The sequence below is a fragment of the Martelella sp. AD-3 genome (assembly GCF_001578105.1).
Taxonomy (GTDB): domain Bacteria; phylum Pseudomonadota; class Alphaproteobacteria; order Rhizobiales; family Rhizobiaceae; genus Martelella.
In genome coordinates this window covers 2,220,593-2,234,691 of the sequence record NZ_CP014275.1, presented here as the reverse complement: position 1 = coordinate 2,234,691, position 14,099 = coordinate 2,220,593, and the positions used below count along the sequence as shown (strand labels likewise).

Annotated in this window: 13 protein-coding genes; 3 read left to right on the top strand and 10 right to left on the bottom strand. The window is 62.0% G+C overall.

The window, feature by feature from the left end:
* Window positions 1–5: 5 nt before the first annotated feature.
* The 5 genes from AZF01_RS10355 to AZF01_RS10335 all read right to left on the bottom strand — a co-directional run bounded on the left by AZF01_RS10355 (window position 6) and on the right by AZF01_RS10335 (window position 6,553).
* Window positions 6–959 (bottom strand): peptidylprolyl isomerase, encoded by a 954-nt coding sequence (locus tag AZF01_RS10355; RefSeq protein ID WP_024709543.1) that lies wholly within the window; start codon window positions 957–959, stop codon window positions 6–8.
* Between the two features lie 258 nt (window positions 960–1,217).
* Window positions 1,218–3,410 carry an LPS-assembly protein LptD gene (locus tag AZF01_RS10350; protein ID WP_152534616.1) on the bottom strand — a complete coding sequence of 731 codons (2,193 nt, stop codon included), beginning with the start codon at window positions 3,408–3,410 and terminating at the stop codon, window positions 1,218–1,220.
* A 152-nt stretch (window positions 3,411–3,562) separates the two neighbouring features.
* Window positions 3,563–4,633, bottom strand: a complete 1,071-nt coding sequence (lptG, locus tag AZF01_RS10345) for an LPS export ABC transporter permease LptG (protein WP_024709545.1) — start codon at window positions 4,631–4,633, stop codon at window positions 3,563–3,565.
* Window positions 4,630–5,796, bottom strand: coding sequence for an LptF/LptG family permease (locus AZF01_RS10340; RefSeq protein ID WP_024709546.1), 1,167 nt, complete (start codon window positions 5,794–5,796; stop codon window positions 4,630–4,632). The genes lptG and AZF01_RS10340 overlap by 4 nt, the downstream gene beginning before the upstream one ends.
* 34 nt (window positions 5,797–5,830) lie before the next feature.
* Window positions 5,831–6,553: a phosphatase PAP2 family protein gene (locus tag AZF01_RS10335; protein WP_024709547.1), complete on the bottom strand. Its 723-nt coding sequence runs from the start codon at window positions 6,551–6,553 to the stop codon at window positions 5,831–5,833.
* A gap of 235 nt (window positions 6,554–6,788) precedes the next feature.
* Here AZF01_RS10335 and AZF01_RS10330 point away from each other — a divergent pair, with 235 nt between their 5' ends.
* Together AZF01_RS10330 and AZF01_RS10325 are read left to right on the top strand one after the other, a co-directional pair.
* Window positions 6,789–8,285, top strand: a complete 1,497-nt coding sequence (locus tag AZF01_RS10330) for a leucyl aminopeptidase (protein WP_024709548.1) — start codon at window positions 6,789–6,791, stop codon at window positions 8,283–8,285.
* 17 nt (window positions 8,286–8,302) lie between these two features.
* Entirely contained in the window at window positions 8,303–8,752 is a 450-nt protein-coding gene (locus tag AZF01_RS10325; RefSeq protein WP_024709549.1) for a DNA polymerase III subunit chi, read from the top strand.
* Between the two features lie 34 nt (window positions 8,753–8,786).
* Here AZF01_RS10325 and AZF01_RS10320 read toward each other — a convergent pair whose 3' ends face one another.
* Both AZF01_RS10320 and AZF01_RS10315 read right to left on the bottom strand, forming a co-directional pair.
* Window positions 8,787–9,077 (bottom strand): helix-turn-helix transcriptional regulator, encoded by a 291-nt coding sequence (locus AZF01_RS10320; RefSeq protein ID WP_024709550.1) that lies wholly within the window; start codon window positions 9,075–9,077, stop codon window positions 8,787–8,789.
* A 110-nt stretch (window positions 9,078–9,187) separates the two neighbouring features.
* Window positions 9,188–9,403: a DUF2842 domain-containing protein gene (locus tag AZF01_RS10315; protein ID WP_024709551.1), complete on the bottom strand. Its 216-nt coding sequence runs from the start codon at window positions 9,401–9,403 to the stop codon at window positions 9,188–9,190.
* Between the two features lie 134 nt (window positions 9,404–9,537).
* Between AZF01_RS10315 and AZF01_RS10310 the strand changes: the two genes are divergently transcribed.
* A complete protein-coding gene (locus tag AZF01_RS10310) occupies window positions 9,538–10,629 on the top strand; it encodes a COX15/CtaA family protein (protein ID WP_051424142.1) in 1,092 nt (363 codons plus the stop codon).
* A 109-nt stretch (window positions 10,630–10,738) separates the two neighbouring features.
* On the opposite strand, the gene AZF01_RS10305 is transcribed toward AZF01_RS10310, so the two are convergent.
* The 3 genes from AZF01_RS10305 to AZF01_RS10295 all read right to left on the bottom strand — a co-directional run bounded on the left by AZF01_RS10305 (window position 10,739) and on the right by AZF01_RS10295 (window position 13,944).
* Entirely contained in the window at window positions 10,739–11,572 is an 834-nt protein-coding gene (locus AZF01_RS10305) for a class III extradiol ring-cleavage dioxygenase (protein WP_024709553.1), read from the bottom strand.
* A 90-nt stretch (window positions 11,573–11,662) separates the two neighbouring features.
* Window positions 11,663–12,589 carry an N-acetyl-gamma-glutamyl-phosphate reductase gene (gene argC / locus AZF01_RS10300; RefSeq protein WP_024709554.1) on the bottom strand — a complete coding sequence of 309 codons (927 nt, stop codon included), beginning with the start codon at window positions 12,587–12,589 and terminating at the stop codon, window positions 11,663–11,665.
* Between the two features lie 101 nt (window positions 12,590–12,690).
* Window positions 12,691–13,944 (bottom strand): AGE family epimerase/isomerase, encoded by a 1,254-nt coding sequence (locus AZF01_RS10295; RefSeq protein WP_024709555.1) that lies wholly within the window; start codon window positions 13,942–13,944, stop codon window positions 12,691–12,693.
* Between the last annotated feature and the right edge of the window lie 155 nt (window positions 13,945–14,099).

The window sequence follows — 14,099 nt, the reverse complement described above, 5'->3', positions numbered from 1 at the left end:
GGCGATCAGGACTTGCCCGGGGTGACGATCTGGGCCTTGCTCTTCAGTTCCTCCATATATTGTTCGCTCTCGTTGTCACGGTCCACTTCGGCCGAGTCTTCCTCGGCGCTAAGCACGAGGCGCGCGGCATAATCGTCGGAGGTTGTCTTGCGCTCGCAGATGGCGAGGAACTCCGCGCCGAAGGGCGTGGTCTGCACCGATGTCGTATCGCCCTTGGCCTTTGTGACCGCGTCTTTCCACTCGGCCGGAAGCTGCGGCTCCAGGAAGCGCCCGTAGTCGAGAACGGTCACGTCGTTCATTGTCGCGGCGAACGAGATCGCCTGGTCACATCCCGGGAACTTGGAGCGTGCGGCCTCGGCCTCGCGCTTGCGCTTGGCAAGCAGCGAGCCGCGTTCCTTCTGCGGCACGACGAATACGATGCGCTTCAGGATATACTCGGTGGTCTCGGGCTTCTTGCCTTCCTTCTCCGCCTCTTCCAGCTGGGCAATGAACTGGTCTTCCGGCAGGAGAGAGTTACCGCCGTAGCGCGCGCGCAGGAGTTGGCCCCAGCTCATCGAGACGGCGATGTAGAACTTGAAGTGATCGACGCCGACGCCGGCCTGATCAAGAACGCTGCTCATCTGGGCAACGGACATGCCGTTGCTGTTGGCGAAATTGGCGAAGGCTTCGTCCACCTCCGGCTGTGTGACCGACATGTTGCGAAGCGCGATCTCCGACTGTTTCAGCGCCTGGTCGATCATCGCCTCGCGGGCCTTCTCGTTGAGATTGCCCTTGGTGCCCATCAGCCGCAGGAGATTGCGGCGCTTGGCGATATCGTCATTGGTGATCGGAACGTTGTTGACGATGACGGCAATGTCGACGGTCCTGGCGAAGGCCGGTTGCGGCGCGGCGCTGACAATGCCTGCCGTGGCGATCATGGCGGCGGCAAAGGCGGTCACTGAAAATCTTGCGGCAGTCATGTTCTTTCCTTTCAACAGCCTCGTGCGCCGTCAGATCCCGGCGCGACACCTTGTCCGGCCTTGTCCGGCAGGGCGCAGCCTTCCCGGACTGCGGGCCGAGCGCCGGTCTGCCGCCCCTCCCGAGGCGTGGTGCCATAAACTGTCTGTTTCATTCGTGGACATGTAATTTCGCGATCCATGCCCATCTCCCGATGGCAATGTTTTGTCCATTTTAGGGGCAAAAGCAAGGCATTGATCGGATCGGAGAGGCTTATCGGCTCAATTGAAGGAGTCGCTGCCGATGACGATGTCGCCGAGCGTGCGGAAGGTCAGACGCGCGCCGATCGTCCAGTCGACGGCCGCGCGATTGTTGTTGTCCCAGTCTTCCTTATAGGTGATCGAGAAGATCGTGCAGATGTCTTCATAGGTCAGGCCGACCCAGCGATTGGTCAGGACATTGTTGGCCAGGTCATAGGTAAGCGAGCCGGAGACGCCCCAATTGTCGTTGAGGCGGATGGTGCTTGTCGATTTGATCTCGCTGTTGCGCTCATTGTAGGCGTAGCCCGGCTGGGCGAGAATATTGGTGTAGTCGAGCGCCGTGTCGAACCAGCGCGACGTGTAGCCGACGCCGAAATCCGTCCGCTGCAACGTGAAGTCTTCCTCATCGAAGCGCGCGCCGCCCGTGAGCGAAATGCCGAAGGGGAAGGAAACCGAGGCTGCGCCGACATAATCGGAGCGTTTCGATTCCAGACCGGAATCGATGCCGACGCCCGCCAGGTCGGGGGAGGCGAAGGAGTTCTTGCCCGCGAGCTGGAACGACTGGCCGAAAAGTCCGTTGACCAGCACGCCTGAATCGTAGACGCCGCGGTAGCGCAAGCCGATATTGGCGCGCGTGCCGCCCTCGACCCGGTCATATCCCGAGAATTTGTCGCGTTCGAACAGGGTCAGCGCATCGAAGACGAAGCTCTGCGCGTCCTCGTTCGGCAGGCCGCCCGCATATTGCTCGTCCGGACGGATAAAAACCTGGCCGATCGGCTCGATGATGTGCGAGCTGAAGCTGTTGGTCATCAGGATCGGATAGTTCATCTCCAGGCCGGCGGTGACCATGGCGCGGGCGGCGGCGTCCTGATCGACGAAATTGCCGGCATAGGTATAGGCGCCGTTGTTGATCCGGTTCGGATCATCGACATTCAGCAGGTAACCGTCGGCGCGGGCGGCAAGCAGCGGGCTGAGCTGCAGGCCGCCGTCTGTGGTAAACGTCCGCTCCCATTCGACCTCGCTCGTCAGGCGCGTGCTGTTTCCCTTCAGCCCGAGGAAACGGTCATTGACGCTTGTCGGCACGACGTCGTTCTTGCGGCGCACGATATTGGTCAGATTGTTGGTGACCGACAACTGGCCGCCGAAAACAGGCTCGGGCGCGATATAGTCATAATCGATGACCGGCACCACGATCGCCTGCTTGCTTTCGGCGGCATCCTCGCTGTCGGCGTCCTGGACGTCGAAATAATTGCTCTTGATCGAAACCGAACTGCGTTTGCCAAGTCCCTCAAGATAGACCTGGTTGTTGAAGATCTTGTCGTCATGGCCGTCGATGGAATAGGTGCGGGCGAAATTGTTGTCGCTCTGGACCATCGCGTCCCAGCCGAACACCCAGCGCGGATTGATCTGGAACTGGCCGGTGGAGGCGATCATGGCGCGCCCGTTCACCTCGGCATCGGTCGTGCCGCCGGTAAACTGGTCGCTGCCCATCTGGTCGATGCCGGCGAAACGCAGCGTGTGCTGGCCGTTGCGATAACGCTTGCGGTATTCCGCCTCGAGCAGGAAACCCTGTTCGGTATAGCCCGTTCCGGTGAATGTCACATCGGAACTGGGCGAGATCGGAATGTAATAGGGCAGGGAAAACCCGACGCCGAGATTCTCGCCAATGCTCATTGAGGGGAAAAGGAAACCGCGCTTGCGCTTCACGCTCGGATCGGGAACCGTGATCGACGGCAGGACCGCGATCGTATGGCCGAGGAGCTGGAATCGGGGGCTTTCGAGCCTGACCGTGCGGGTCTCGCCGTCCTGAATGACGCGTTGGGCGCGGATCTGCCAGAAGGGCGGCTTCTCCGGGTTTTCGGCACAGGGAATGCAGGCCGTGTAGACGCCGTTCTCGAGCACCATCTTTGTGCCGTCGATGCGTTCGGCCCGCTCGCCGGCTATGGCGATGTCTTCGGGCGTGCGGACGCTGATGGCGTCGAGAAAGCCGTTGGCGAAGTCGTCGGTGACGTCGAGTTTTTCGGCCCTCAGGCGGTTGCCGTCGGGGTCGATCACCTCGATCCCGTCATAGGCCATCATCCGGCCGGCCTTCTGGTCATATTCCACCCTGTTGGCGACCATGCGATAGCCGGCGTAATATATCTGCACGCCGCCGACGGCGGAAACCATCTGGGTGTCGTGATTGTAGACGAGTTCGTTGGCCGTCAGCAGCATCGGCCCCGAATCATCGTCAGGGACCGAAATACCGTAGTCTTCCTCAATGCTCGGGGAGGCTGCCGTCTGTGCCAGCAGGCTGACCGGAGTCAGCGCGCTGGCAAGCGCCAGAAGCCCGGCAAGGCCCAATTTACTCGTAACTCGCCGGGACACTAACCGTCCTCCTGATGCAGTAATATCGTCAGACCCAAAGCCATCGCCACGACCACCGGAATCCAGGCCGCAAGAAGCGGCGACAAAACTCCGCTGCTGCCAAACGCCTTTACAAGAACACTCGTCACATAAAGCAGAAAGCCGGACAGGATTCCACCCAAAATAACGGCCGGAGACTGCGCGAAGCGCGAAAACTTAAGGCAGACCGTGGCTGCGATAAGGGTCATCGCCACCAAAAGGAAAGGTAGGGATAACAAATAGTTATACTGCGTTTCCAAAGCTTTTGACGAAATTCCGAACTGGCGGGCGAGGTCAATTTGTCTCGGCAGTGCAAAAATGCTCACAAGGTCTGGCTGGACGAGGTTCTGCTGGACGAACTGCTCGTCGAGATTGGTTTTGACGCGGACCTCGTCCCGATGTGTGGATAATTCGCCGACCTCGGTTTCGGTCACGTCGTAAAGCGTCCACCAGCCATTGCTGAGCACGGCCCTTTCGGCGTCCTGGCGTTTGAAGAGCGCGCCCTGATCATCGAAGTAGATCACCACGGCCTGCAGGAGTTCGGTTCCGCTCTCGGCGATGCCGCGGCCGCCGATAATCGTATCCTGACCGTCGGTCAGCTGCCGCAGCCAGGGCACGGTCTGGTCCTGGCCATGGCCGATCGCCTCGAGCCCGAGCGCCTTTTTCTGGGTCCAGGAGGCAAGCGGATTGAGCGCAACGACGCTTGCCGCGCCGAGCAGCGCCGCGCCGATGACGAAGGGCATGATGAACTGCCACACGGAAATGCCGGCGGAGCGGGTGACGACCAGTTCGTTGCGACGGTTGAGCGCGATCAGGGCAACCATGGCGGAAAACAGCGCGATGAAGGGGACCGTCTGCTGCAGGATATAGGGCAGGCGCAGCGCCGTGATCAGCATCGCGTCCGTCGTGCCCTGGCCGGCCTCGACAGAGATGTTGCCGATGACCTCGGAAAAGTCGATCAGGTAGATGATCGAGATCACGCCGAAAAAGAACCAGCCGACCGTTATCAGATAGCGCGTGAAGAAATAGCGACCGAGAACGGAGAAGATCATGCCGCGCCTCCGTCATTGCGGGCGCGTCGACCGAGGAGACGATTCGAAGCGGCATAGACCCGCTCAAGCAGGCTCGCATTCCTGCGGGCCCGTCTCGGCTTCAGCAGGAGAACCAGGCCGGCGGCAAACAGAACGATGACGATGCCATAGGAAATCGGGACGAACAGCGCCTCGCTTTCGGCGCGGTTTGTCGAAAATTGTGACATGAGCCGCAGAATCAGCGTCAGCACGAAGGCGGTCGCCATGGGCGGGATGCGCCGCTCCCTGTGCGAACGCGCATCGCCGACGATGACGATGGTGAAGATCGCGTAGATCAGCGGCAGCGACCAGTCGGTCAGTCTCCGCGTCAGTTCGGCGCGGTAGGCGCCGGGATTGGCCCTGTAGTCCGGGTCTTCGGGATCGGGATTGAGCAGAAATCCCAGGCTGCGGTCGGTCGCCTTGCGCGAGGCCTGGCTGCGGTCGCTGGTCAGTTCCGACAGGTCGAAACTGTAGGAGTCGAACTGGACGATGGAGACGTTGCCGGTCTCGTCCTCGCGCTGGACCTGGCCGTTCTTCATGATCAGCTGGCTTCCGCTTTCGTCGACCGCGCCTTCGCGGGCATAATAGATGTACGAGTTGTCAGCTTCGCGGTAGTCGGCGACGAACAGTCCCTTGAGCACGCGGCCCGAAAGCCGTTCCGATATCTGGATGTAGAGCCCGTCCTCGATTTCGCGGAAGGTCTTTTCCTCGATCACCGTGGACAGCAGGTCGGCATAGACTGAGGCGATCAGCGTTCGCGCTTCGGCGCGCGACTTCGGCTCGATGTAATTGTCGAGAACGAAGGAGAAGGCACAGAGAACCACGGCAAAGATCAGGATCGGCCGGTAGATGATCGAACGATGGGCGCCCGCGGCGTCGATGACGGCCAGCTCCGAATCATTGTTCATCGTCGTCAGCGTCTGGGCGGCGCCGAGGACAAGGCCGAAGGGCAGCACGGTCGGGATGACGGTGGGCAATATCAGCGTGGCGAGCGTCAGGAAGGAGAGGATCGACTGGCCGCTGTCGGTCACGAGGTTGATTCGGCCGAGCACCTGCGTCAGCCACAGAATCGCCAGCACCGGCAACAGGGTTGCCAGGAACAGGCGGACCACGCGGGCCAGAATGTAGCGTTCCAGTATCTTCATGCAGGTTCAGGCCTGTCGGGCGCGGGAAATCCGCTCACGCAATGCTTGCCGTTTCCTTTCTGGTGAAAAAATAAAGTGTTCCTGTGAAGACGACGACCGATCCCAGCCAGGCGAGAATGACGTCTGAGAGATAGTGGCCGCCATAGGCGAGCCGCATGGCGGGCGAGGCCAGGGCGAGCGCGATCAGCGGCGGCGAGACGAGAAGCCTGAACCGGTCCGGCACGAGAAAAACGGCATAGCAGAAAAGCCAGCCTGCGCCCGCCGCTTCGCCGGAGATGAAGGAGCAGTTCGAGCCGCAGGCGCCTGAAAAATCACCGGCCGGCACGAAGCTCAGATCGCCGCCGAACAGATCGGTGTTGCGCGGCCGCGGCCGGTGCGAATGCTCCTTGAGGATGAGATTGACGAGGATGCCGGGGCCAAGAATGAGGGCGGTGAGGCCCGCCAGCAGCCGTTTGACAAGGCGGGCGTCATAGGTCGCGCCATGGTGCGACCAGGCCATGAACAAACGGATGATAATGCCCACGCCGAGGACGATCGGCAGATAGAAGATCAGATCGCGCAGCAGGCCGAGCGCCGCGTCGCGGGCGATCGGAAAACTGCCGCACACCACGTCTGCCGGCGTGCTGGTGGCGCAATGCGTCTGGCTGAAAAAGAAGCGCGAGGCGCCGATGTCAACCCCGGGGAACAGATAGAAGAACAGGAGGATCAGCCACCACAGGGCAAACAGAATGACGAACGCCGCCTTGAGCGGCGGCAAGTCGCCAAGGCGACCGGATGAGTCTGTCAGCCATCTTTTCGGTCTGGAACTTGGCAAATGCGGGTCATCCGGTTTCGTTCGTCATGCATGAAGCACGACGTTTCCTATTTGGTGGTTTTAAGTGTTATGAGGACGGGGTCAACCGTTCTCGACCCGTTGCGTTAACAAGGGGTAGATTTCCTTTGCTACAACCTGACGGCAAAACTGCGACGCGCATTCCCGAAACACCGGAGCACTGACTATGAAATTCTCGATTTCCTTTGTGAAAACGGCAGATATCACTGACAAGACGGTCATCACGCTTGCCGCGGAGGGCGGCGCTCCGGCCGGTTCCGAGGCGCTTGGCGGGATTGATTCGCTTTACCGGAAGGCCGCCGCGACCGCCGGCTTCAAGGCCAAGCCCGCAACCGCGCTCGACCTCGTGTCGCCTGCTGGCAGCGAAGCGGCGCGCATCATCGTGCTCGGGCTCGGCAAGGCCGACGGACTTGTCGCGAACGCCTACCTCAAGGCCGGCGGAAAGGCCGCGAGCCACGCGCCCAAGACCGGCGCGCTTGTGGTTTATGCGGAGGCCGGCGGGGTTCCGGCGCTCACCGGCCATATCGCCGAATTCGCGCTTGGCATGATGCTGGGCGGCTACAACTTTGACCGGTTCAAGACCATCGACCGGGACGAGGATGACGAGCCGAAGGAAATCGCCGTCGAGGTCGTCACCGCCGAGCCCGAGGCCGCCGAGGCGGCCTTTGCCGAGAAACGCGCGGTCGGCGAGGGCGTGCTGCTGGCGCGCGAGCTGGTCAATCTGCCGGCCAATATTCTCGGCCCCCGCGAATTTGCCGATAGGGCCAGGGAACTCGAATCACTGGGCGCCAGGGTTGAACTCCTGGACGAGGCAAAGATGCGGGAGCTCGGCATGGGCGCGCTGCTGGGCGTTGCCCAGGGCTCCGTGCGCCCGCCTTTTCTCGCGGTCATCGAGTGGAATGGCGGCGAAACCGACGAGCGTCCGATCGCCTTTGTCGGCAAGGGCGTCGTCTTCGACACCGGCGGCATCTCGATCAAGCCGGCGGCCTCGATGGAGGACATGAAGGGCGACATGGGCGGCGCGGCCGCCGTCATCGGCCTGATGCACACGCTGGCCGCGCGCAAGGCCAAGGTCAACGCCGTCGGCATCCTCGGCCTCGTCGAAAACATGCCGGACGGCAATGCCCAGCGCCCCGGCGATATCGTCACGTCGATGTCCGGGCAGACGATCGAGGTGATCAACACGGATGCCGAGGGCCGTCTGGTGCTGGCCGATGCGCTCTATTACTGCAACGAGCGCTTCAAGCCGCGCTTCATGATCGATCTGGCAACGCTGACCGGCGCCGTGATGGTGGCGCTCGGCGCCCACCGTGCCGGGCTGTTTTCCAATGACGACGGGCTCAGCGCCGAACTGGCGAAGGCGGCGGATACGACGGACGAAAAAATCTGGCGCCTGCCGCTCGGCGAGGAATATGACCGCATGGTCGACAGCCGGTTCGCGGATATGCGCAACACCGGTGGCTCGCGCTATGCCGGCTCGATCACGGCGGCGCAGTTCCTGAAGCGCTTCGTCGGCGAGACGCCATGGGCGCATCTCGACATCGCCGGAACGGCCATGGGCGCGCCGAAGAGCGAGATTAACCGCGGCTGGGCCTCCGGCTTCGGCGTTCGCCTGCTCGACGAACTGGTCCGCAGCCATTACGAGACGCGCGGCTGAGTGCGGAGGGCTGCCCGGTGACGGAGATCCTGTTTTATCATCTGACGGAATCCCTGCGCGAAGCCGCCTTGCCGCCCCTCGTCGAGAAAAGCCTGGAGCGCGGCTGGCGGGTCGCGATCCAGACGGCGAGCGAGGCGGAGCGCGACCGGCTCGACGGCATTTTGTGGACCTTTCGCGCCGACAGTTTCATTCCGCACGGGACTGACGCGGAAGACAACAGCGAAGCCCAGCCGGTGCTGCTGACGACAGCGGGCAACAACGCGAACCGGGCCGATATCCGCTTCTTTGTCGAGGGGGCGGAGGTACGTGATGTCGGGGACTACAGCCGCGTGGTGGTGATGTTCGACGGCCATGACGGCGACGAGCTGACCCGGGCCCGCGCCCAGTGGAAGGCGCTGCGTCAGGGCGACCACAGCCTGACCTACTGGCAGCAGGGCGAGGGCGGGCGATGGCAGAAAAAGGCCTGATCACCCGCCCGGACCTATGAAAGCCGAGCGTGTGTCAGTCGTCATTCGTCGCGTTGAGATCTTCCGGTCGAATGCCGTCGCAGGGATCGACGGAGTGGGTGAGGCGGACCCCGGGGCCGCCGCCGTTCTCGCCATCCTCGATGAAGGCGATTCCCTTCTTTCCGAAAGCCTTCTCAAGCGCATCGGCAACGGCGAAGTCGCGCTCGCCCGCCTCGGCCTCTGCCCGCCCAAGCGCCTCGCGGTCCACTCCGGCGAGCGCCGCAGCCTCATCTTGCGAAAGCCCGAGCAGGGCGCGGGCGGCGCGGATTTGTTGCGATGTGATCATGGTCGTGATGCCTTCGGCGAGCGTTGTCTCTGTTGACGATCTATACCATTTCCAATGTGGAAAATCCTCGGCGGTTCCACGCGCCGTCGAAAAATCGTCGTGAACGCAAATCAGCGCCGTTTGGCCGGCGGGCCGGCCATCCATTTGATGATGAACATGGCGGGAATGATCCAGAGAAGACCGGTCAGGAAGAAATAGAGAAGGGCGGCCCAGGCGGATCGTCCGTCGAGCACCACCGTTGCCAGGGTCGTGGCCGTCAGGGCATAGACAATCACCAGTGTGACGATGAGGATCGTCCCGATAAATTTACGCAATCTGACTGGCACGGTCGCAATTCCCCCCTTATGAAGTGATGTGAGACTATGCCGTTGATCGGCGTGTGTGAAGCCCGGCCGACGCGAACCGTCGGTTCATGCACATGGATGATGACGGCGGAGCCGGTGTGACTGGAGAAAGGCCGATGGCAAACGCAACTTCCCCCGCCCTTACCGAGAGCGAACAGCGTTTCAACGCCGCGCTCGTGCGGGGCTGGCTTTATTTCGTCGTTCTGACGCTGTTCTGTCTGGTGCTGGTCGGCGGCGCGACCCGGCTGACGCAATCTGGCCTGTCGATCACCGAGTGGAAGCCGATCCACGGCATCATTCCGCCCTTGAGCCTCGCCGAATGGCAGGAGGAGTTCGAACTTTACAAGCGGATTCCCGAATACCAGCTCCTGAACAAGGGCATGTCGCTTGCCGAATTCCAGAACATCTTCTGGTGGGAATGGAGCCACCGCCTGCTGGCGCGGGCGGTCGGGCTGATCTTCGCGCTGCCGCTTCTGTTCTTCTGGATGTCGAAGCGTCTGCCGAAGGGGCTGGGATGGCCGCTCACCGGCGTGCTGGCGCTCGGCGGATTGCAGGGCTTCATCGGCTGGTGGATGGTGTCCTCGGGCCTGACGGAACGCACCGATGTCAGCCAGTACCGCCTGGCCGTTCACCTGGTCATGGCCTGTCTGATCATCGCGGCCTGCGTCTACATTGCGAGGGGGCTGAAGCCCCGCCGCCATGAAGACCCGCCGACGCGCGCTTCGCACGGGTTTGCGATCGTGCTTCTGTTCGCGGCCTTCATCCAGATCTATCTCGGCGCGCTTGTCGCCGGGCTTGATGCCGGGCTTTCCTACAATACCTGGCCGCTGATGGATGGCGCGATCGTGCCGCAGGACCTGCTGTTGCATCAACCGGCCTGGCTCAACTTTTTCGAGAACCCGAAGACCGTGCAGTTCACCCACCGCATGGGCGGCTATGTCCTGCTGTTGCTGACGCTTCTGCATTATGTGGCGGAGTGGCGCGGCGCGGTGGCGCGCGGGCTTGACCTGGAGCTCTCCCAGCATGCGCGCGGCGCGCTGACGATCCTGATCGTCATCCTCCTTCAGGCGGCGCTCGGCATCTTCACGCTGGTGCTGCAGATGCCGCTGTGGCTGGCGCTGTCGCATCAGGCCGGCGCGATCATCGTGCTGATTCTCGTCACCGGCCATCTGCGCGGCTATCGCAGGCCTCTCATCGAAGAGATCTGAGAGGGGCAAGAGCGGTTCCGCCTTTCTTGGAAACGCGCAACCGCTCTATCTATTTGTTTTGACGCATTTTCGCTTAACGTCAGATGGTTCCATCTGACTGCGAAATGCTCTAGCCGAAGCGATAGGCCGAGTACGGCTTGCCGCGGAAATTGCCGTGAAAAACCTGATCGCCGGCGTCCTCGCCGGCGGCGCCGGCCGCAACGAAAACCGGCACGAGGTGGTCGTGGTCGGGCACGTGGCATTCCAGCGCATCGGGGTTCTGCGTCCATGTGGCGAGCCGGGCCGCGCGCTCCGCGGGCGCCTCGATCGAAAGCGCGTCCTTCAGCCAGTCGTCGAACCGGGTTGCCGCCGCCGCATGCGCCTCATCCTTGCGGTAGAACATGCGCATGTTGTGGTAGGAAAGGCCCGAGGCGACGATCAGGATGTCTTCGTCGCGCAACCCCTGCAGCGCCTCGCCGATCCTGAAATGGGTCTCGGCCGAAAGATCCGGATCGAGCGACATCATCACGATCGGCACGTCGGCCTCGGGGTACATCATCATGAACGGGATGAAGACGCCATGGTCGAATCCACGCTCGGAATCCGTCGCCGTGTCGATGCCGGCAGAAGACAGAACGGCGCGCACATGTTCGGCCACCTCCGGCGCTCCGGGGGCAGGATAATCAAGCTCATAGGTGTGCGGGGGGAAGCCGTAATAATCGAACAGCATGCCCGGATGGGCCGCGGTCGAAACGGTGAGCCTGTCGACCTTTTCCCAGTGGGCCGAGATCACGAGAACCGCCTTCGGACGGCGGCCGAGCGCCTCATCGAAGCTCCTGAGATAGGTTTCCAGTTCCTTCCAGGGATCGGCGGCCGGCAGAACGCCTTCCGGTCCGTGCATGAACGGCCATGGCCCGCCGCCATGGGGGATGAAAAAGACGGGAAGGCGTGATTGCGTAGACATCGGAAGAACCTCCGCTGATTGCTTTCACCCAATATAGCGAGGCTCTCGACCGGTCGCGACGGGCCAACCGGTCGACGGATTGTTCACAGATCAGGCCGACAGCATCAGGTCCATGTTCTGCACTGCGGCGCCCGATGCGCCCTTGCCGAGATTGTCGAGCTGTGCGACCAGATTGACATGGGCGCCGCCGCCGAAGACGTAGATCTTCATGATGTCCTGGCCGGCCAGTTCCTCGGCATTGAGCCGGGCGATAGAGCCGCTTTCGGCAAGCGGCACGACGCGAACGATGTCCTGGCCAGCATAGTATTCGGCCAGAAGCGCGTGGATGCTCTCCTGACTGTGGTCGCCTTCAAGCGCCTCGAGATAAAGCGGCACCTGAACCACCATGCCCTGCGGGAACCGGCCGACGGACGGCGAGAAGATCGGCGCGCGCGGCAGAAGGCCGTGCGTGGTCATTTCCGGCACATGCTTGTGCGCCAGGTTGAGGCCATAAAGGAAATGCGGCGCGTCGATGTGGTCGTCGCGGCTTTCGTCCTCCATCTGGGCAATCAGGTTCTTGCCGCCGCCGGTGTAGCCGGAGACCGCGTTGATCGTGACCGGATAGCTGTCCGGAATGACGCCGGCGGCCCGCAGCGGCCGGATGAGGCCGATCGCGCCGGTCGGGTAGCAGCCGGGATTGGCGACATGGCGGGCGGAGCGGATGCGTTCGGCCTGGTCCTTGTCCATCTCGGCGAAGCCGTAGGCCCAGTCCGGGTTTACGCGATAGGCCGTCGATGTGTCGATGACGCGCACGCTGTTGTTTCCGGCGAGCATGCCGACGGCTTCGCGCGAGGCGTCGTCGGGCAGGCACAGGATAGCGATGTCGGCGCTGTTGATGAGGTCCTCGCGCATTTTTGGATTGCGCCGTTCCTCATGCGGGATGGAGAGGAGCTCGACGTCGCGGCGTTCAGCCATGCGGGTGCGGATCTGCAGCCCAGTCGTGCCGTGTTCGCCGTCGATGAAGATCTTCGCTGCCATTTTACTGTCCTGTCGCTCGGAGGGGCGGTTGTCTCGCGCACCTATATAAAGCGGGCCCCGAAGGCCCGCAATGTTTTCACCCGATTGAATGGCGTGAAAGTTCAGTGTTTGACTTCGCGGAAAATGACTTCCGGCAGGCTGCCGAGCGCCGGGTAGAGCGGAATGAGGCAGGCCTGCAGGGCGTGGTAGATGTCGCTTTTTCCGGGGAAAAGCGTTGTCTGCGGCACGAGGTCTTCCGAAAGCTCCTCGTGCCAGCCGCCATTCTCATGGTCGATCAGATGATTGGCGACGAAGCTCCACTGTTTGCGATAGGCATACATGTGCATGTCCTGGCCGAAATGGGAGGTCAGGAAATGCGTGGCGCCGATGCCCTCGCAATGGGGCCACCAGAGCTTGGCCCGGTTCTTCGGCTTGTTGTCCCAATCGAGCGTGTAGAACATGCCGCGCTTTTCATAATCCCAGCCAAGCTTGAAGGCGGAGACGAAGAGCTCGTGCGCGGCCTTCGGCATCCAGCTGTGCGAGCGGCCGGTGAGTGTGTGAAGCTGCAGCATGAGGCGGGTCCATTCCAGCCAGTGGCCGGGCGTGGTGCCGGACGGGCGGAACATCTCATTGCCGGAGTAGTCGTGGTCGACCTTCCAGTCCTCGGTGAAATGTTCGGCGACGCGGAAGCCGCATTCGCGGGCATGCTTGTGGATGATCAACTCGGCGATGCGCTTGGCCTTGGTCAGATATTCGATATCGCCGGTGACCTCATAGGCCTCCATCAGCGCCTCGGTCATGTGCATGTTGCAGTTCTGGCCGCGATAGCCGGGCACCGGCGTCCAGTCCGTTTCGAACTCCTCGGCGACCGCGCCGTGCTTTTCCTCCCAGAAATGCTTGTTGATGATCTCGGTGACGTCCGCGATCATGGCGTCGGCGAGCGGATGACCGGCGAATTTGGCGGATGAGGCCGCAAGCAGAACGAAAGCGTGACCGTAAGCCTGTTTCGTCGGTTCGCCGAGCGGGCCGTCCTCATTGATCTGCCAGAAATAGCCGCCGCGTTGCTTGTCGCGGTGGTTCTCCCACAGATAGTGCATGCCGTGGTCCATCAGATCGTCGCAGCCGGGCCGCCCGAGAAGATGGCCGATGGCCATGCAGTGGACCATGCGCGCGGTCGTGTGGATGCCGCGCACGGGATTGTCGCCGCCCATGGGCTTGCCGTCCTTGTCAAACTCGAAAAAGCCGCCCTTCGGGTTGACCGAGCGGTACTGGAAATAGTCGAAAAGGTCGTTGGCCTGCTTCCAGAGCCATTCGCGGTGATAGGGCCTGTTGATCCAGCGCGGCGGGGCGACAAGCGTGTTGATCTTCGGTTTCATGGGTAACCCTCCCTTTGATGCAACCGCGCGCTGCGCCGGCGCGCGGGAAATGTTGATCGCTACTGTCGGATGAGGCATCCGAAATGGCCGCGCATGTTCCGTTCAGTCAGTTGATTAGTTTATATAGCGCGCAGGATAGCATCTCAATTCCGATT